We start from the raw sequence: 20,212 nt of genomic DNA, 5'->3' as shown, positions 1-20,212 counted from the left end.
ATGCCTAGAATTTTTTTTATTTTTAATAACCAAAAGAGTAGCTGTGAACATATCATGAAACAAAAGGATGAAGAAAGTGAGGGGAAAACATGCCGATTGTTTCAACTTCTACTTGGACGGAGCCGAAAGAAATAAGCCGTTATCTTGCGCGTTATTTTAAGAAATTAAAAGAAAAAGAATACATGGAATTACTTTTTAACTACGGAATGTGTCCGCCTTCTTTAATGTTTATAAAAGAATTAGAAGAAATGAAGAAAAGACAGGTTTGGAAGAAAGTTAAAGCTCATTATGAGAAGCTCAAAAAAGCATGGAATGGGCCCGATGTAGCGGTGCTAGTGCTTCCAAGCAATCCTAGAAATCGAAAAATGCAGCGTGAATTTAACGGAAGAGCAGGTGTCGCTTTTACCGATAAATTATTTGTGTTTATGACAAGTCATACATCCGATGAAGAAATGTTAGCGGTACTTACCCATGAATACCATCACGTTTGCAGGCTAAAAGCCATTAATAAATCTGATGAAACGATTACTTTGTTAGACGCTATGATGATGGAAGGGTTAGCTGAAAGAGCAGTAGAGGAGTATTGTGGTAAAAAATATTTAGCTCCTTGGACAAATTATTATACCATTGAAGAAGCTAAAAAAATGTGGGAAAAGCACGTTAAACCTTATTACAATCTGCGCGCTGACGAAAAAAAATATGATCAACTGTTATTCGGCCAAAATTGGTATCCAGAAATGATGGGCTACAATATTGGTTATCATCTTGTTACTTCATGTATGAAGCCTCACACTTTAACTACTATCCAGCTGCTTCCTCTTAGCACCAATACTATCTTAAAAAAATCTGCGTTCCAACTGTAAAAAAACAAGTTCTATATACCTAAAATTAAAAATAGTAAATTTTATCCTATTTTCAACAAGAAATTAGGAGGTTTATGCGTTAAAGTGCCGAAGAGATATTCAGAAATCATTATTTTAAAAATAAAAAATATAATTAATTTTCAAAATATATTGATTTTGTAATGAAATTGTAATAATATCTTATTCAAATATAACAATTTTTAGAAAAATGAGGTGTGCACTATAAATGGATAAAAAGCCCGTCGAATCAACACCTTTACTAGAAGTGAGAAATTTACAAACTGCTTTTTCCATTAATGATTCCTGGCATAATGCTGTGGACGACGTGTCGTTTCAAGTCGGACGAAAGCGAATTATAGGAGTTGTAGGAGAATCTGGCTGTGGAAAAAGCGTATTGTCTTTATCCGTTATTGGGCTATTACCTAAAGTAAATAGTCAAATTAGAAGCGGAAGCGTTTTATTTAACGGAAAGAATCTTACGCATTTATCAGAAGATGAGATGAATGATGTTCGAGGGAAAGACATCTCAATGATTTTCCAAGAACCGATGACATCCCTTAATCCTGTGTTAACTATTGGGTATCAGCTGCAGGAAGTATTGTTTAACCATATGAATATATCGAAAGCGGAAGCGCGTGAAAAAAGCATTGCGCTTTTAAAAAGCGTTGGTATTTCGAGATCCGAAAAGCTCATCGATGAATATCCGCATCAGCTGTCAGGAGGAATGAGGCAGCGTGTCATGATTGCCATGGCGGTAGCTTGTCAGCCTAAACTTTTAATTGCTGATGAGCCGACAACGGCCCTAGATGTTACGGTTCAAGCTCAAATTTTAGAATTGCTAAAAGAAATTCAAGAAAGCAATGATATGTCTATTATTATGATTACACATGATTTGGGAGTAGTTGCTGAGATGTGTGACGAAGTGATTGTCATGTATGGCGGAAAAATTGTTGAGAATACAGATGTTGATACGTTATTTTATGCCCCGAAACATCCGTACACGAAAGCGCTTCTTCACTCAATTCCACGCATGGAAGATGATGTAGAAGTATTAAATACGATCAAAGGAATTGTGCCTTCTCTTGTAAACATGCCGCGGACAGGCTGTCGTTTCGTTAACCGATGTCCTCATGCAATGGAAGACTGCAGTTCCGTTACGCCTGTTCTTCACCAGGATTCACAGGGGCATGATGTCGCATGTCTGCTGTATAAAAATAGCTATCCGTCAAAAGGAGTGAAGACAAGCTAATGACTAAAGCGGTGAAAGATGTATTGCTAGAAGTTCAGCATTTAAAAACCTACTATCCTATTCACGGCGGATTTTTTCGAAAGAAAATTGGTGATGTAAAAGCAGTTGACGGTATTTCTTTTGCTATTCGAAAAGGAGAAACGCTCGGTCTAGTAGGAGAATCTGGCTGTGGAAAATCCACGGCAGGAAGAACGATTCTAAGACTGTTGGAACCAACTAGCGGAAAAATTATTTTCGATGGTAAAGATATCACAGAAGCAAAAGGAACTTCTCTCCGTAAAATTAGACAAGATTTTCAAATGGTTTTTCAAGATCCCTATGCTTCCCTCAATCCAATGCAAATGGTTGGAGATGTTATTTCTGAACCAATTCGGAATTTTACAGGAAAATCAACCAATCAATTAAAATCAGAAGTTATGAATCTACTTACAAAAGTAGGGTTACCGGAAGATGCATACTATAAATATCCTCACGAATTTTCCGGTGGACAGCGTCAGCGGATTGGAATTGCACGTGCACTTGCACTTCGTCCAAAACTTATTATTGCTGATGAACCGGTATCGGCACTCGACGTTTCTGTCCAATCACAAGTTTTAAACCTTCTAAAAGAACTTCAACAAGAATTTGACCTAACCTTTTTATTTATCGCCCATGATTTGAGTGTTGTTAAACATATGAGTGACCGTATCGGTGTTATGTACCTAGGCGGTTTAGTGGAAATTGCTGATAAGAAAAGTCTGTACGCAGAGCCGTTGCACCCTTATACGCAAGCGCTTGTATCGGCTATACCTGAACCAGATCCACGAAAGAAAAAACAGCGTATTATTTTACAGGGAGATGTGCCAAGTCCAATTGATCCGCCAAAAGGCTGTGCGTTTCATCCTCGCTGTATACATGCAATGGCAGAGTGCAGCCAAACGAAACCTGCCTTAAAGGAGGTGAGACTTGGCCATCAAGTAGCTTGCCATTTATATAACTCGTAAAAGCTACATACGAACAGATTATTAGTTAAATAGGGGGAACGTCATGATGAAAAAGAAATCGTTTTTATCACTTGTTTCCATTTTGCTTGTGCTATCGCTTTTTCTAGCGGCATGCAGCGGTGGAAGCAGTTCTTCATCTTCTAGTAATAAAGAAGGCGGAGAAACAAAAACTGAAGGTGCAAAAACAGACAAGCCAAAAGATGGCGGAACGATTACGTATGGGATTGATGGAGCGCCGGAAGGAGTATTCGATTTTAGTTTTTATCAAGGTGAATACGACGCTAACGTTCTGCAGTTCATTAATGAAGGTCTTTATGATTACGATAAAGAAATAAAAATTCAGCCGAACTTAGCTACTTGGAAAATTAGTGACGATAAATTAACGTATACCTTTAAATTAAAAGAAGGTGTTAAATGGCATAATGGCGATGAGCTAACAGCTGATGACTTTAAGTATACGTATGAAACAATAGCAAATAAAGATTACACAGGACCACGTTATGCTAATGTAGAAATTATTAAAGGTGCTCAAGAATACCACGATGGCAAAGCGGACTCTATTTCTGGAGTAGAAGTTGTTGATCCTCATACGTTTAAAGTAACGTTTAAAGACGTTCGAGTGAATAACCTAGACACGTTATGGGCATATCCAATGCCGAAGAAATATTATGAAGGTATTGCTGTGAAGGATCTTCAAGAATCGAAAAAAGTTCGTCAGGAGCCAATTGGTGTAGGTCCTTTTAAAGTAAAGAAAGTAGTATCAGGAGAGTACGTGGAGTTAGAGCGTAATGATGACTATTGGCAAGGGAAGCCTCACTTGGATAAAGTTGTCGTAAAGGTTATTGATCCATCTGTTGCGGCCGGAGCTTTAAAGAAAAATGAAATCGATGTATTAAGTGTACGCCCAGCAGATCTAGGACAAATCAATAAATTGGACAACATTGAACTTCTCGAAGGAAAAGCATCTATCTATTCTTATATAGGCCTTCGTTTTGGTCATAGAGATAAGGACAAAGGTATCAGTGTAGACGATTATGATAAGTTTAAAGATAAAAAAGTGCGTCAAGCGCTAATGTATGCATTAAATCGACCAGCTATGATTAAAGCGTTCATGAATGATAAAGCAACGGTTTCAAATACGGTTATTCCGTCTGTTTTCTGGTTAGCAGCAGATCCAAAAGACTTAAACCAGTATAAATATAACCCAGAAAAAGCTAAAAAATTATTAGCAGAAGCAGGTTATAAAGATGTGAATGGAGATGGATTTGTTGAAGATCCAAATGGTAAGCCATATAAGATCTCGTTTGGACATTACGCTGGCCCAGCAAACTTTGAGGGGCGTGCAAAAGCCATTATTCAAGCATGGAATGATATTGGTGTGAAAACTGAATTAGCATCGGGTTCATTAATTGAATTTAACTTATACAATGAAATGAAAGAAAACGATGACAAATCGTTAGATGCATTTTTTGGCTCATGGGGAACAGGATATGACCCAGACCCAAGTATTACGTGGGGATCAAATGCAGAGTGGAACCATGGTCGTTGGATTAATAAAGAATCTGATCAGCTGATTAAAGATTCGTTAAGTAAAAAGGCATTTGATGATAAATATCGTAAAGATGTTTCTGTGAAGTGGCAGAAGTTATTTAACGAAGAGCTCCCAGCCCTTCCTTTATGGGAAAATGTTAACATCTATGCAGTTAATAAACGTCTGAAAAATGTAACGATGGATCCAGACACAATCATCCTAGATTCACATAAGTGGTCAGTGACAGAATAATTAAAAGAAGGAGAATCAACGATGCTACAATACTCATTAAGACGTATTTTAGGAATGATTCCTATGTTGATTCTAATCTCCTTTGTAGTTTTTTCCCTGGCAAAAATGATGCCAGGGGACCCTTTTGGGGGCATGATTGACCCAAGTAAGACAGATCCAAAATATATCGAAGAGATGCGTGATAAGCTTGGATATAATGATCCTATCTATGTACAGTATTGGACTTGGATTAAAGGGGTGCTTCAAGGAGATCTTGGAAAATCAACAACACATAAGTTGCCGACACTTGAAATTATAAAAGAACGTATGCCTAATACTATATTTTTAGCGCTAACTTCATTATTTATTACTTATGTATTTGCTTTTATACTGGGGATGTATGCAGGGAAAAAACCGTATACTTTAGGAGATAATCTAATTGCAGGGTATAACTATTTTGCATTAGCAGTTCCATCGTTCATTGCCGGAATTGTAGGAATTTATTTCTTTTCTTTTCAGCTAGATTGGTTTCCATTTAGCGGTTCAGTAGAAGTTGGATTAGAAAAAGGAACGTGGGCATATATACAAAGTAGAATACATCATGTTATTCTCCCAGCTTTAATATTAGGGCTGATGTCAACTGCTCAATATACGCAGTTTTTACGTAATGATATTATTGAAAACAGTCGCAAAGATTTTGTGCGCACAGCCAGAGCAAAAGGGACAAAAGAATCTAAAATTTATAATGTTCATATCTTACGCAATTCGATGATTCCTCTTATCACCTTCTTAGGTTTTGACCTTGTAACAGTAATTGGAGGAGCTATTATTACAGAAACAATTTTTACGTACCCAGGTATTGGAATGTTATTTGTAGAATCTGTGTCTACCCGGGATTATTCTGTAATGATGTCACTAACGATGCTATTTTCAGTACTTACGCTACTTGGGAATTTACTTGCAGATGTGTTATACGGCGTAGCAGATCCGCGTATTCGTTTGGATTAGGAGGAGAAAGTATGGAAATTGTAACGAAAAAAGATGTACAGCCAGAAGTGAATATCAAAGCTCCTAAAAACCTTTCTCCATGGGCGATTGCGCGAAAGAAGTTTGTTAAAAATAAACTAGCCATGATAAGTTTAGCTTTCATGATTGTGATTACGCTTCTTGCCATTTTTGCACCGCTGCTTACAAAAGCAGATATTACACGTATTGACTATATGGCGATGAATGCAGCGCCTTCTAGTGATCATTGGTTTGGAACGGACACTAATGGGCGAGACGTATTTGCACGTACATTGTATGGAGGAAGAACTTCGTTACTGATTGGAGTTGCTTGTACAACACTGGTTATTTTAATCGGAACTCTTATTGGTTCGATTGCGGGTTATTACGGAGGCAAAGTGGACCAATTCTTAATGCGTTTTACAGACTTTGTCTTAAACTTTCCGCTCATTGTTTTTGTTGTAGTGTTAAATACAATCCTAATTGGAAAGATCTCAGGCGTTTGGACCCTCATCCTAGTTGTTAGTTTCCTAAGCTGGGGAAGTACAGCCCGGCTGGTTCGAAGCAAAGTCTTGGCTGAAAAAGAAAATGAATATGTGCTTTCAGCTGTTTCCATTGGGTGCAGCCCGTTTAAAATCATCTTTAAACATTTGCTGCCAAATGTGTTTTCAACGATTGTGGTTCAAGCCAGTTTGCAGATGGCTATCCTTATTGTGTTTGAGTCAGCGATTAGCTTTATCGGTTTTGGCGTGCCGGCTGATACGCCAAGCTGGGGGAATATGCTGACAGAAGCAAGGGAATCAGATGTACTGCAGAATAAGCCATGGATGTGGGTTCCGCCAGGTTTAGCTATTACATTTACAATCCTAGCTATCAACTTCATTGGTGAAGGATTAAAAGATGCTTTGAATCCAAAATCTCTTCGTTAAAAATCTATCACAAAAGTGTGATAGATTTTTTTAGGTTTGTCAGACCTCCTGACAAACCTATTACTATAGAAGAAACTCGGATTTTTTTCTGCTTATAGGGGTAGATATAGCTCATGAAGCCTTTAGCAATCATTAGCACTGGCGTTATATCTGAGCTTCGAAATAAGTGCATTTGAATAATAGCCAAAAACGAAGGTGTTTTACAATTAATTTTTAGAAAAATAACATCATTTGGAATAAAAATTCCTTTCTCTGCCTATACTGATGGATAACAAACAGATAGTAAGTGAGGGGTAAATTATGCTATATCTTCATGATGTATGGGTTAATTGGTTTGAAGGCGAAGAAAACGGTTATAATGTGTGTCATTTCCATGAGTGGAGAAAAGACGATTGTGTAGAACTGCTCGATCAAGCACCGTTATTAAAAGTAAATCCGCTTTTATTTCATTACATTGAAAATGATCTTTCCGAGCTACCTCAACAACTACTACAAGATGTCTATCAGAAAGCATACATTCGGAAAAATCATGAACGCACGCAGGTTGAATATTGTTTTATCGTTACAGATGGAACGAATATTTTAGCAATTGATACGATGGGATATCATATTCCGATTCGAAAAAGCCGCTTAATTCCAAGACAGGAACAGTTAGTCTATGAGATGATTGCGGATCAAGAAGAGCTAGAATATAAGTTCAGTGAAGACGAGCTAAATAAAAAAGAGCATCATATTCTTTCACCGTCTCCTGAAACGATGAGAGGACTAACACGTAAAGAACGTCAGCTAAAACAGCTGTTATTTATGGCACTTGATCAGCTACATACCACAAAAAATACAGCTCAAATCCGCTACTGGTACACGGAGTGGAATCCAACGAAGTACGAAGACATTCAAGAGATGTCGTTTCAAGACGTATGGAGCCAGCTATACGATGAAACGAAGTCAGGGTGGTCACCGAAGCATAAATTATTATGCGAGCGCTTAGTAAAAGGACAACCTTTCTTTGAAAAACTTTGGGAAATTGAACAAGAACCAAAAGTTAATTAAAAAAAACGACTGCATAGCAGTCGTTTTTTTTAACGTTTACGGCCAATTCCCATTGCGTTTCGCATTTTGCGAAGCATTTTATTAGCCGTTGCATTTGCTTTATCGGCACCTTGATCTAAAATATCATCTAGCTCGCTAGAATCAACTAATTCATAATATCTTTCTTGAATTGGAGCGAGTGCTTCCGCTACTACTTTAGCTGTGTCAGCTTTAAAGTCCCCATAACCTTTGCCTTCGTACATTGCTTCAATGTCTTCGATCGATTTATTAGCTAGGATTGAATAAATACTTAGTAAGTTTGAAATACCTGGCTTATTTTCTTTATCGTAGCGAACAATACCTTCTGAATCCGTTACGGCACTTTTAATTTTCTTTTCAATTGTTTTAGCGTCATCCAAGAGAGTAATGAAAGCTTTTTGGTTTGGATCGGACTTGCTCATTTTTTTCGTAGGATCTTGAAGAGACATGACGCGTGCGCCCACTTTTGGAATACGTACTTCAGGAATAGTGAAGATATCATTGTATTTTTTGTTGAAGCGCTCAGCTAAGTCACGCGTTAATTCTAAATGCTGTTTTTGATCTTCACCAACTGGAACCAAATCGGTGTTGTATAAAAGAATATCAGCTGCCATTAATGGAGGATAAGTTAGTAATCCTGCTGATACTGCTTCTTTTCCAGCGGACTTATCTTTAAACTGAGTCATGCGTTCAAGTTCACCGATATACGCTACGCACTGTAACATCCATCCCGCTTCTGTGTGGGCAGGCACTTCCGATTGAATAAATAAAGTCGATTTTGCTGGATCAATTCCTACCGCTACATACAGAGCAGCAAGGCTGCGAATATTTTTACGAAGTGCTAAACGATCTTGAGGCGTTGTAATCGCATGCTGATCTACAATACAAAAATGACAGTTATAGTCATTTTGAAGTTCAACAAATTGCTTCATCGCTCCAATGTAGTTACCTAAAGTGATTGTACCGCTTGGTTGAATACCTGAAAAAATTGTTTTCATCAAATCTTCCTTTCATCTGCACATATATGATGCTAATTTACGGATACAACATAAAAAGGCCCACCCGCTCCTAGCATAAGCTAGGGGCGAATGGACCGCGTTGCCACCCTAATTAGCACACATAATTGTGAACTATCTTTATTCATGTAACGTTGAGGTCAACGTTCAAGCTTTGCACTTGAAAGCTCCAAAGTCCATTCTGCAGGTTTCAATGTTTGTTCCCACCAACCACAAACTCTCTAAAAATGAAAATTCTGCATACTACTCTTTTTCACAGCTTTAATTATATAGTTATTCGTTATTATAACGCGAAAAAGCAGGAATTTAAACATCTTATCGCTAAAAAGTTTTATAAGACAATTTACTGGAATTTTTCTGCGGCAAAAAAAGACAAGAACCTTTTAATTAAAGCATTTCTTGATGAAAATTTGGTGGAGGATTTGGTAAAAATCTTTTATTTAGTATTTCTAATAACTTTGTAATACTATTGTAATACCTATACTACAAAAAAGATTTTAGACGTCAGACAAGTAGGCACAATCCTTATAAGATAAGGTTTTTTCCCTTATGACAAAAAAATACCATTAAATAATAGTATTGCAATAAATTTTTAAAATATTTATAATAGGCGTAACAAACATATTTTTTACAAAGGTATTACAATTTCTTAATTTTTCAGAAAACACAAAATAGACAATGTTTTGTTTCAATTAGCGAATTTTGTAATGAATCAGTCTTCTACATATTAAGCGCATACATTGGATTTACAGCATGTAAACAATTGATGACAGTTTCATAGGGTAGAAGAATAATTTTGCAGTGAGGTCTTTAATGCTCTACTATGTGAAAAAATAACTGATTATTTTGTATTGAAAGAGGATTAAGAAATTAGTACATATCAAAAAAATATGGTTGCCACACAAACAAAATTTAATAGGGGGTAACACGCAATGAAGAAAAGGTTGTCGATTCTTTTCAGTTTGCTGCTTGTCATGAGCTTGTTTTTAGCTGCATGTGGGTTTAACAAGGAATCTGGTGGCAGTGAAAATGCTAGCAGTGATGGTGGCGACAAGAAAAAAGAGCAAGAGCTTCGCGTAAACATTAAAACTGAGCCTTTTTCACTAAACCCAGGCTTAGCTAATGATTCAACGTCATCAAACGTATTATTACAAACATTTGAAGGTTTAACTCGTATCGGTAAAGATGGAAAGCCTGAAAATGCAATGGCGAAAGATGTGAAGGTCAGCGATGATCAAACTAAATATACGTTCACGATTCGCGACGATGCCAAATGGTCAAATGGTGACCCTGTAACAGCAAAAGATTTCGAATATGCATGGAAATGGGCGTTAGATCCTAAAAACGAATCTCAATATGCATATCAATTATACTATGTTAAAAATGCACAAGCTGCTAATGAAGGAAAAGGTTCATTAGATGATGTTGCGGTTAAAGCAACAGATGATAAAACGCTTGAAGTAACATTAGAAAACCCAACGCCATATTTCTTAGAATTAACAGCTTTCTATACGTACTTCCCAGTGAATACGAAAATTGCTGAATCAAATGAAAAATGGTACACAAATGCAGGCGAAAACTATACGTCAAACGGTCCTTTCAAGCTTAAAGCTTGGAAACATAATGACAAAATCGAGTTAGTTCCTAATGAAAACTATTGGGATAAAGATGCTGTAAAACTTAAAAAAGTTGAAATGTACATGATCAATGATAACAACACTGAACTTTCAATGTTCAAAAACGGTGAATTAGACTGGGCGGGTATGCCTACTGGTCAATTACCAGCTGATGCACTTCCTGAATTGAAGAAAGACGGTTCATTAAACATTCAAGAGATTGCAGGTACTTACTGGTACAAGTTTAATACAGAACAAAAACCTTTAGACAACGTGAACATTCGTAAAGCATTAGCTTATGCAATTGATCGTAAAGGTATTACAGAACAAATTACAAAAGACGGTTCAGTTCCAGCTATGGCGGCTGTACCACCAACAATGTTTGAAGATAACAAAAAAGGTTACTTCAAAGACAATGATGTGAAAAAAGCAAAAGAATATTTAGAAAAAGGCTTGAAAGAAATGGGCCTTAAAGATGCTTCAGAACTACCAGCAATTAAGGTTTCATACAACACGGATGAAAAACATGCAAAAATTGCACAAGCTGTTCAAGATATGTGGAAGAAAAACCTTGGTATTAAAGTACAGTTAGACAACTCTGAGTGGGCTGTTTACATTGAAAAATTACACCAAGGAGATTATCAAGTTGGACGTATGGGCTGGTTAGGAGATTTTAACGATCCAATCAACTTCTTAGAATTATTCCGTGATAAAAAAGGCGGAAACAATGATACAAACTGGGAAAACCCAGAATATAAAAAGTTATTAATTGACTCTCAAAAAGAAACAGATCCTAAAAAACGTCTGGAAATGTTGAAAAAAGCAGAAGGTATTTTCATGGATGAAATGCCAGTGGCACCAATCTACTTCTATACAAACGCTTGGGTACAAGACAAGCAGCTGAAAGATGTTGTGATGTCTGGACTTGGAGACATTCAGATTAAGTGGGCTCATTTTGAGTAAGTAACATCAATTATGACAAAGGGTATATGGGGCCTGGTGCTCCATATACTTTTCTTTCTTGTGCGCGAATTTTGTAAAAATATGGAGGTGTGTCAGGGTGTTCAAATATATAGGAAAACGACTTATTTATATGTTTCTATCATTATGGCTGATCGTAACAGCGACCTTTTTCTTAATGCGTGCTGTTCCAGGAGGTCCATTCACATCAGAAAAGCAGCTTCCCCCTGAAATTCAAAAAAATCTAAATCAGTATTACGGTTTAGACCAGCCTTGGTACCATCAGTACTTTGATTATTTAACATCAATTTTAAAGTGGGATTTTGGTCCATCTTTCAAATATAAAGGCCAAACGGTAAATGATTTGATTAACGGCGGATTCCCTGTTTCATTCATGCTAGGGATGGAAGCTATTTTAATAGCAATTGCTATTGGTGTAGTACTTGGTGTTATTGCTGCTTTAAAACATAATAAGTGGCAAGATTACACGGCGATGGTTATTGCAGTTCTAGGAATCTCAGTTCCGAGTTTTATCATGGCAGCGGTATTACAATACGTTCTGGCTATGAAACTACAAATTTTTCCGGTTGCACGCTGGGAATCTTGGGCACACACGGTGTTACCAGCTCTCGCGCTTGCTTCAACCCCTATGGCGTTTATCGCACGATTAACTCGTTCGAGTATGCTGGAAGTATTAAGCAATGATTATATTCGTACAGCGAAAGCAAAAGGTTTAAGCAGAGGCGTTATTACAGTTAAACACGCCATGAGAAATGCAATGCTTCCAGTCGTATCCTATATGGGACCTTTAGTAGCAGGGATTTTAACGGGTAGCTTTGTTATTGAAAAAATATTCGGTATCCCGGGATTAGGTTCACACTTTGTACTCAGTATCTCAAACCGAGATTATACAACGATTATGGGCGTAACGGTGTTCTACAGTATTTTACTACTTTTTTGTATCTTGCTTGTAGATATTGCATACGGCTTCATTGACCCTCGAATTAAACTTACAGGTGCTAAGAAAGGAGAGTAACTATGCAGCAACTTCCGAAAATTCCTAAAGAAATGTTTGAAACAGCAGGGATTGACCGCGCTCAGGCAGAAAAGATTGAAAAACCGAGTCTTTCGTTCTGGCAAGATGTTTTTATTCGTTTTCGCAAAAATAAGCTTGCTATGTTTGGTGTAGTACTAATGGTTCTCCTTGTTTTTATGGCGATATTTGGTCCATTGATGGTGAAATACGATTATGCAACCAATGATTTATTAAATGCCAATCAGGCACCATCTTCTGAGCACTGGTTCGGCACAGATGAATTAGGGCGCGATGTGTTTGCTCGTACGTGGGAAGGCGCTCGTATTTCATTATTTATCGGGTTAGCAGCAGCTTTAATTGATTTATTCATCGGCGTAGTTTGGGGAAGCATCTCTGGATACCGCGGTGGACGTACAGATGAAACAATGATGCGTGTTGCGGATATCTTATACGGTGTTCCTTACCTTTTACTGGTTATTATTTTAATGGTTATGCTTGGCCAGGGATTGGGTACAATGATTTTGGCAATGACCATTACCGGCTGGATTAACATGGCACGTATTGTGCGTGGACAAGTTTTACAATTGAAAAACCAAGAATACGTAATGGCTTCACAAACATTAGGAGCAACAACAAAACGTATTTTATTTAAACATCTTATTCCTAATGCAACAGGTCCAATTTTAGTAACAATGACCCTAACGATTCCTTCAGCAATCTTTACAGAAGCGTTTTTAAGCTACTTGGGACTAGGTGTTCCAGCGCCGCTTGCAAGCTGGGGAACAATGGCTTCAGAGGGCTTACCTGCTTTGGAATACTATCCTTGGCGCTTATTTTTCCCAGGTTTGTTTATCTGTTTAACAATCTTAGCGTTCAACGTAATTGGTGATGGATTACGAGATGCGTTAGATCCAAAACTACGTAAGTAAGGAAGTGAACTCATATGTCACGTTTATTAGAAGTAAAGAATTTAGCTGTATCCTTTAAAACATATGGCGGAGAAGTTCAAGCTGTTCGCGGCGTTAACTTCCACTTAAATAAAGGTGAAACACTAGCAATTGTTGGTGAATCAGGATCTGGTAAAAGTGTAACTTCACAAACGATCATGCGCCTTATTCCGATGCCTCCTGGCCAAATTAAAAGTGGTGAAATGCTGTTTGACGGCATTGATTTAGCAAAGAAAACGGATAAAGAAATGGAAGCTATTCGCGGTAAAGATATCGGTATGATCTTCCAAGATCCAATGACTTCTTTAAATCCAACGATGAAAGTTGGAGCTCAAATTGGTGAAGTCGTAATCAAGCATTCTAAAGTATCTAAAGCGGAAGCAAAAAAGCGTGCAGTCGAGTTATTAACGCTTGTAGGCATTCCGTTTCCAGAACAGCGTGTGAATCAATATCCGCATGAATTCAGCGGCGGGATGAGACAGCGTGTTGTCATTGCAATGGCTCTTGCTTCTAATCCGAAGCTCTTGATCGCTGATGAACCAACAACGGCGCTGGATGTAACAATTCAAGCTCAAATTTTAGAGTTGATGAAAGACATTCAGAAAAAAACGGATACATCTATTATCTTTATTACCCATGATCTTGGTGTAGTAGCGAACGTAGCCGATCGAGTAGCCGTTATGTACGCTGGTCAAATTGTCGAAATGGGCACAGTGGATGAAGTGTTTTACGATCCAAAACATCCATATACGTGGGGACTGCTAGCCTCTATGCCAAGTTTAGATAACGAGGCAGAAGAAGAGCTGGCTGCTATTCCTGGAACACCGCCTGACTTAACGAACCCTCCAAAGGGAGATGCATTTGCAGCGCGAAATCCATACGCAATGAAAATTGATTTTGAGCAAGAACCTCCAATGTTCAAAATATCTGATACGCACTATGCGAAAACATGGCTGTTACATCCAGATGCACCAAAAGTAGAGCCGCCTGCTTCAGTTCAGCGCCGCATGCGTAAAGTTGATAATGTATACAGCACACCTGTACTCGTAGCGAAGGATGGTGAATAATATGACAGATAAATTATTAGAGATTAAAGGGTTAAAGCAACATTTTTTCACAAGCAAAGGGACAATTAAAGCAGTTGATGGTCTGACGTTTGACATCTTCCGCGGAGAGACATTAGGGCTTGTAGGTGAATCTGGTTGCGGAAAGTCAACAACAGGCAGAACGATTATTCGTTTATACAATGCTACTAGCGGTGAGGTGCTGTTCAATGGTGAAAATGTACATGGTCGTAAATCTCGCTCAGAGCTTAAAAAATTCAATCGTAAAATGCAAATGATTTTCCAAGATCCATATGCGTCGCTTAACCCTCGTATGACCGTAGCAGATATCATTGCAGAAGGCATTGATATTCACGGCTTAGCCAAGACCAAAAAGGAGCGTATGGCAAAGGTTCACGAGCTTCTTGAAACAGTGGGGCTTAACAAAGAACATGCCAATCGCTATCCACATGAGTTTAGTGGCGGCCAGCGTCAGCGTATTGGTATCGCAAGAGCACTGGCAGTAGAACCTGATTTTATCATCGCAGATGAACCAATCTCAGCTTTGGACGTATCTATACAAGCTCAAGTTGTTAACTTAATGAAGAAGTTACAGCGTGAACGTGGACTAACATATTTATTTATCGCCCATGATTTGTCAATGGTAAAATACATCAGTGACCGCATCGGCGTTATGTACAGAGGTAAGATTGTAGAGCTTGCACCAAGTGATGAACTTTATCGAAACCCTGTTCATCCATATACAAAAGCGTTGCTTTCAGCTATTCCGCTTCCCGATCCTGACAGTGAAAAAACACGTCAGCGCAAAATTTATGATCCAAGTATCCATGACTATAACGGTGAAGAACCGGAGCTTAGAGAAGTATCTCCAGGTCACTACGTGTCTTGTTCTCAAGCAGAGTTTGCCACATATACAACATAACAAAAACGATCTCACAACGAGGTCGTTTTTTATTTAATTATCAAAGAACACTAAGCTTCAAGTTGCAAAAAATATGTAAGAACAAGTAACATTAGCGCTTTACAGGTATTATACAGTAAAGGATTGAAAAATACTATTAAAAATTTTCAGAATTTTATATTTAAGACAAAATATCTATGTATAAACCTTATAACTAAAGGAATATAATTGATTAATAATGTTGTGTTATGAATAATAATTCAAAAATATAAAAAGAAGGTAGACGCATGTCTACCTTCTTTTTATAAATCTGCTAAGATATCGCCGTCTTTACGATTCTTATCAATTTTTAGTACTTGATCTGCTGGCTGATAGGACGCACCGTATATTTCTTTGTCTTTGTACGTATGAATTAACTCGTACGTTTTTTTCATTTTATTTAAAATGCTTTCCTCTGTTTCAGAGGTAGGAGACCAATATAGAATTTCCATCTGGTTAATTTCATTTGTAGCTAATGACCGGCGGTTATAGCCAATTGTTTGAGCGTGCTTAAAGTCTGCACGTTTATAAAAATGCAGTCGTTTTGTTGAGTCTGAATCTTTATAGTCTACAGGCTCTACTTCTAAGATAATTGGTTTGTTATGCTGTTTTAACTCATCAATTAATTTACCGCCAAGCCCTTGACCTCGAGCGTCTTTTGAAACAAAGAGGTAATCAATAAAGATAAATTGGTCTGTTTCCACGTACATTAATACGTGATGAGGTCCTTCATTTTTATGATAAATATCGCTGCGTTCTTGTAAAAGCGTTTCGATATGCTTCTTTGATTTCATTTCTTCAATGGGAAAATATTGACTGAGTTTTTCGTACCAATTCATAGCACCCTCCTACTGATCTTTTCATGATGATGTTCATAATAGTGTTTAAACAGTTATCTTATCTTTACCCTTTTTAGGGAAAAGTAAGCATCTATAATTGAAAATATAGACCGAAAAAAGATAGATTATTCACAATAATTAAATAATTATAGTGGTATAAGAACATATAATGGTAAAAATAAGTTTAATTATATTTAAATCGTAAGTTTATTTGTGAAAAACACAAAAAACTATCGCATTTTTTGTGATTTTTGATAAAATGAACAAAGTGAAGTTTTTTTAATATTGTATTTTATAGATGTAATAGCGGTAAAAGTGCAGGTTTGGAACTTGCAGCATCAGATTTTTAGTACATACAATCTCTGGAATTATTTGGCTGAAAAATAACGTAATGCTACACAATTAGCCGCTATTAAATGAAATGGACATGTTAGGAGAGAGAATTATGCAAGGGAACACGCAAGAAAAAGAATTAAGCCGTGGACTTGAGGAAAGACATATTAGCTTAATGTCTTTAGGTGCAGCTATCGGAGTTGGACTGTTTTTAGGTTCTGCATCCGCTATTCGGTTAGCGGGTCCTGGTATTCTTATCATGTATGGAATCAGTGGTCTTATTATGTTTTTTATTATGAGAGCGCTAGGTGAAATGGCCGTACAAAATCCAGTAGCCGGTTCTTTTAGTAAGTATGCTAACGACTATTTGGGGCCACTTGCTGGTTATTTAACAGGCTGGAACTACTGGTTTATGTGGATTATTACATGTATGGCTGAAATTACAGCTGTTGGAGTATATATGGAGTTTTGGTTCCCGGGTGTACCTCAGTGGATATGGGCACTTGCAGCACTCGTTATCATGACAGGGGTTAACTTTTTAGCTGTAAAAGCATATGGCGAACTAGAGTTTTGGTTTTCTCTTATTAAAGTAGTAACGATTATCCTTATGATTGTGCTTGGACTAGGCATGATTATCTTTGGAATTGGAAATGGCGGTATAGCAACAGGGATCAGTAATTTATGGAATCACGGGGGCTTTTTCCCGAATGGTATGAAAGGTGTTCTTTTATCACTTCAAATGGTTATGTTTGCTTACCTTGGTATTGAAATGATTGGGGTAACAGCAGGAGAGGTGAAAAATCCAGAAAAGACATTAACAAAAGCAATTGATAATGTACTGTGGAGAATTTTGATTTTTTACATCGGAGCTTTGTTTGTTATTATGTCTATTTATCCTTGGCCAGAGATCGGAACACAAGGAAGCCCATTTGTTTTAACCTTTGATAAAGCTGGAATTCCCGCTGCAGCAGGGATTATAAACTTTGTAGTGTTAACAGCGGCTTTATCTTCTTGTAACAGTGGAATTTTTAGTACAGGCCGTATGTTATTTAATTTAGCTCAGCACGGGGAAGCTCCAAAACGCTATGCCAACTTAACAAAAGGCGGCGTGCCTGGTGCAGCAGTTATTGCTTCAGCTGTTGTACTGCTACTCGGAGTTGGCTTAAACTATGTTGTTCCTGATAAGGTGTTCACGTGGGTGACAAGTATTGCTACTATCGGAGCGATTTGGACATGGGGAATTATTTTACTTTCTCAAATTCGCTTCCGCAAGAGATTAAGCGATCAGCAGGTAAGTGATTTAAAATATAAGCTTCCGTTTTTCCCGTATACGTCATATCTCTCTCTTGCCTTCTTAGCGGGAGTAGTAGTGGTGATGGGTTTTTCCTCTGATACAAGAATAGCCCTTATTGTAGGTCCGGTATGGTTTGTTTTATTGGTTGTTGTCTACTATTCAAAAGGTTTTCATAAAAGGTAAAAAATAAAGCTCGGACAAAAATAGTTTCGTTGAAGAAAGATCCGAACAAGTTGAATTCTTGATTAAGAATCCAACTTGTTCGGATTTTTTTATGGTGATGGTGAACATAGGTTTACTGTATGCAGGGCAAGGCGAAGACTCCTAGGGAAAAGCGAGACCCTGCAGGAGCGGAAGCAACGAGGAGGCTCGCCGGCCGCTCGCGGAAAGCGAAGTCTTCTACGGAAATCAACAGCGGTGTAACAAGCGTGATTCATACGAACTCATATATCCCATTTGTTCATCTTTAGATTGATCTAGTTGTGTCCCAGCCGCATTTTTTTCCAAAAGAAAATGAAGGATTTATTATTTCACTTTTTGCTTTAGTGTGCTAATATATTATATTGTTAAACAAATGAAGAGATGAATGAAGAAACAAATAATTTTTACGTGTTAATAGATTAGCATCGAGCTTTCTATCTCAAAAGTTTAAGCTTTTAGAAAGCAAAAGGAGACACAGCAAATGAAAGATAAAAAATGGGGACTTTGGTTTTTAACAGCCTTTGTAGTTGGTAATATGGTAGGCGGCGGAGTATTTATGCTTCCTTCTAACTTAGCAAACGTATCAAGTCCAGTCGGTTCAACACTTGCTTGGATTGCAACAGGTCTTGGTGTATTCATGATTGCTCTTGTATTCGGGAACTTAGTCATGAGAAAGCCCGAATTAAAAGGAGGGCCTCAAAGTTATGCAGCGAATCTTTTTTCATCGCCTAAAGCAGGTAAAGTAGCAGGGTATAGCATGGCTTGGGGCTACTGGGCAGCCAACTGGGCTGCAACAGCATCTGTCATCATATCGTTTGCGGGATATTTAACAACGTTCTTTCCAGTAATGGAGAGTAAGGATATTTTATTTTCAGTTGGAAATTTTCAATTAGAAGCTGGAAAATTCATTACGTTTTTAGTATGTTCTATTGTCCTATGGGGAATTCAAGCTATTTTGCAGCGAGATATCAATAGCGCCGGTAATATTAATTTTATCACAACGGCAGCTAAAATTATTGGATTCGGTTTATTTATTGTTGTGGCGCTATCGCTATTTAGCGCATCCAACCTGGTCAGTACAGAATTTGTTAATTCAAAAGGTATAAATGTAGGGTTAGGAAGTCAGGTCAATGGGGCAGCCATTGCTACGCTGTGGGCGTTTATCGGAATTGAATCGGCTGTACTGCTATCTAACCGTGCAAAATCACAAAAAGTAGTGAAGAAAGCAACTCTGCTTGGATTATTGATCTCAATGGTTATCTATGTGGGGATTACGCTTCTAGCTATGGGGATTCTTTCAACAGCTCAGCTTCAGCAGTCTCAAAAACCTTTGGTAGATACGTTAGAAATGGTGATTGGACATAAAGGTGCTTACGTAATGGCCATTTTAGCACTTATTTCTTTATTAGGTTCTACTGTTGGATGGATTGTTGTTAGTGCAGAAGTCCCTTATCAAGCAGCAAAATCAGGGTTGTTTCCACAGTGGTTTGCTAAAACAAATCAGAACAATAGTCCAGCCCGCTCACTAACATTAACAAATGGCTTAACACAGTTGTTTTTGTTTGCGACTATTTCAGGTACAGTTTCGCAAGCCTATAATTTCGCTATTGTTGTAGCTACTCTCGCTTATTTAGTTCCTTATTTCGTGACGACAGTTTATCAATTAAAGCTTATTGTGACGGGTGAGACGTACGACACGATTAAAGGATCGCGAGTAAAAGACGGAATCATTGCCTCGTTAGCACTTATTTATTCACTTTGGGTGATTAAGACAGGGACAGCTGATTTAAAAACATTTTTCTTAGGTATTGGCTTATTTGTAATCGGGCTGTTACTGTATCCTATCTTAATGAGACGAGGAAAAAGCACATCAGCTATTAAATAAATAAGAGGTTATCTCAAAAGCTTTGCAGAAAAGTCAGTTCTTCTGCAAGGCTTTTTTAGTGACTGAAAAATTTGAGGAATTTGTGAAAGAAAAAAATAATAAAAAAATGAAACTAATCTACAGGTTTATTCGTAATAGTAGTGTGGTAAATAAATAATGAAGAAAATCGGCAATGAAAATAATGACAGTGAAGGAACGAACTAATGTACTAGTTCACTTCAA

Annotated in this window: 16 protein-coding genes and 1 other annotated feature; of the genes, 14 read left to right on the top strand and 2 right to left on the bottom strand. The window is 37.6% G+C overall.

The genetic code is table 11. From position 1 onward, the window contains the following. Window positions 1-89 precede the first annotated feature (89 nt). The 7 genes from MMB68_RS17555 (at window position 90) to MMB68_RS17525 (ending at window position 7,841) form a co-directional block, all read left to right on the top strand. The gene (locus MMB68_RS17555; protein WP_221785528.1) at window positions 90-863 is read left to right on the top strand and encodes a DUF2268 domain-containing putative Zn-dependent protease; all 774 of its coding nucleotides are present in this window, start codon (window positions 90-92) and stop codon (window positions 861-863) included. Window positions 864-1,089: 226 nt separating this feature from the next. Next, entirely contained in the window at window positions 1,090-2,112 is a 1,023-nt protein-coding gene (locus MMB68_RS17550; protein ID WP_221785527.1) for an ABC transporter ATP-binding protein, read from the top strand. Then, complete coding sequence (locus tag MMB68_RS17545) at window positions 2,112-3,095, top strand: ABC transporter ATP-binding protein (protein ID WP_221785526.1); 984 nt, start codon at window positions 2,112-2,114, stop codon at window positions 3,093-3,095. The genes MMB68_RS17550 and MMB68_RS17545 overlap by 1 nt, the downstream gene beginning before the upstream one ends. Before the next feature lie 43 nt (window positions 3,096-3,138). Then, window positions 3,139-4,878 (top strand): oligopeptide ABC transporter substrate-binding protein, encoded by a 1,740-nt coding sequence (opp4A, locus tag MMB68_RS17540; protein WP_221785525.1) that lies wholly within the window; start codon window positions 3,139-3,141, stop codon window positions 4,876-4,878. 21 nt (window positions 4,879-4,899) lie between these two features. After that, window positions 4,900-5,865, top strand: coding sequence for an oligopeptide ABC transporter permease (gene opp4B / locus MMB68_RS17535; RefSeq protein ID WP_016763044.1), 966 nt, complete (start codon window positions 4,900-4,902; stop codon window positions 5,863-5,865). 11 nt (window positions 5,866-5,876) lie between these two features. Beyond that, the gene (gene opp4C / locus MMB68_RS17530; RefSeq protein WP_277549216.1) at window positions 5,877-6,791 is read left to right on the top strand and encodes an oligopeptide ABC transporter permease; all 915 of its coding nucleotides are present in this window, start codon (window positions 5,877-5,879) and stop codon (window positions 6,789-6,791) included. Window positions 6,792-7,091: 300 nt separating this feature from the next. Further along, window positions 7,092-7,841: a YjbA family protein gene (locus MMB68_RS17525; RefSeq protein WP_050689374.1), complete on the top strand. Its 750-nt coding sequence runs from the start codon at window positions 7,092-7,094 to the stop codon at window positions 7,839-7,841. A gap of 29 nt (window positions 7,842-7,870) precedes the next feature. Here MMB68_RS17525 and trpS read toward each other — a convergent pair whose 3' ends face one another. Continuing rightward, on the bottom strand, window positions 7,871-8,857 hold the full coding sequence (trpS, locus tag MMB68_RS17520; RefSeq protein WP_042992329.1) for a tryptophan--tRNA ligase: 987 nt from the start codon (window positions 8,855-8,857) through the stop codon (window positions 7,871-7,873). A gap of 79 nt (window positions 8,858-8,936) precedes the next feature. After that, window positions 8,937-9,141: a binding site (T-box leader), on the bottom strand. A gap of 666 nt (window positions 9,142-9,807) precedes the next feature. Here trpS and MMB68_RS17515 point away from each other — a divergent pair. From MMB68_RS17515 to MMB68_RS17495, 5 genes are all read left to right on the top strand, one after another. Further along, window positions 9,808-11,454 carry a peptide ABC transporter substrate-binding protein gene (locus tag MMB68_RS17515; RefSeq protein ID WP_277549215.1) on the top strand — a complete coding sequence of 549 codons (1,647 nt, stop codon included), beginning with the start codon at window positions 9,808-9,810 and terminating at the stop codon, window positions 11,452-11,454. 97 nt (window positions 11,455-11,551) lie between these two features. Beyond that, complete coding sequence (locus MMB68_RS17510; RefSeq protein WP_013055415.1) at window positions 11,552-12,487, top strand: ABC transporter permease; 936 nt, start codon at window positions 11,552-11,554, stop codon at window positions 12,485-12,487. Window positions 12,488-12,489: 2 nt separating this feature from the next. Beyond that, the gene (locus MMB68_RS17505) at window positions 12,490-13,416 is read left to right on the top strand and encodes an ABC transporter permease (RefSeq protein WP_013055416.1); all 927 of its coding nucleotides are present in this window, start codon (window positions 12,490-12,492) and stop codon (window positions 13,414-13,416) included. Window positions 13,417-13,430: 14 nt separating this feature from the next. Further along, window positions 13,431-14,501, top strand: coding sequence for an ABC transporter ATP-binding protein (locus tag MMB68_RS17500; protein WP_014461584.1), 1,071 nt, complete (start codon window positions 13,431-13,433; stop codon window positions 14,499-14,501). 1 nt (window position 14,502) lies between these two features. Further along, window positions 14,503-15,420, top strand: coding sequence for an ABC transporter ATP-binding protein (locus MMB68_RS17495; RefSeq protein ID WP_074679255.1), 918 nt, complete (start codon window positions 14,503-14,505; stop codon window positions 15,418-15,420). Window positions 15,421-15,701: 281 nt separating this feature from the next. On the opposite strand, the gene MMB68_RS17490 is transcribed toward MMB68_RS17495, so the two are convergent. Further along, window positions 15,702-16,277, bottom strand: coding sequence for a GNAT family N-acetyltransferase (locus MMB68_RS17490; RefSeq protein WP_277549214.1), 576 nt, complete (start codon window positions 16,275-16,277; stop codon window positions 15,702-15,704). Window positions 16,278-16,722: 445 nt separating this feature from the next. Here MMB68_RS17490 and MMB68_RS17485 point away from each other — a divergent pair, with 445 nt between their 5' ends. Continuing rightward, on the top strand, window positions 16,723-18,087 hold the full coding sequence (locus tag MMB68_RS17485) for an amino acid permease (protein ID WP_221785521.1): 1,365 nt from the start codon (window positions 16,723-16,725) through the stop codon (window positions 18,085-18,087). 499 nt (window positions 18,088-18,586) lie between these two features. Continuing rightward, entirely contained in the window at window positions 18,587-19,990 is a 1,404-nt protein-coding gene (locus MMB68_RS17480; protein ID WP_013081760.1) for an amino acid permease, read from the top strand. The last annotated feature ends 222 nt before the right edge of the window (window positions 19,991-20,212 follow it).

Origin of the sequence: Priestia sp. Y58 (genome assembly GCF_029522095.1) — a bacterium.
Taxonomy (GTDB): domain Bacteria; phylum Bacillota; class Bacilli; order Bacillales; family Bacillaceae_H; genus Priestia; species Priestia megaterium_E.
Note: the sequence above shows the minus strand (reverse complement) of the source record. Positions and strands in the feature narration are given on the sequence as shown.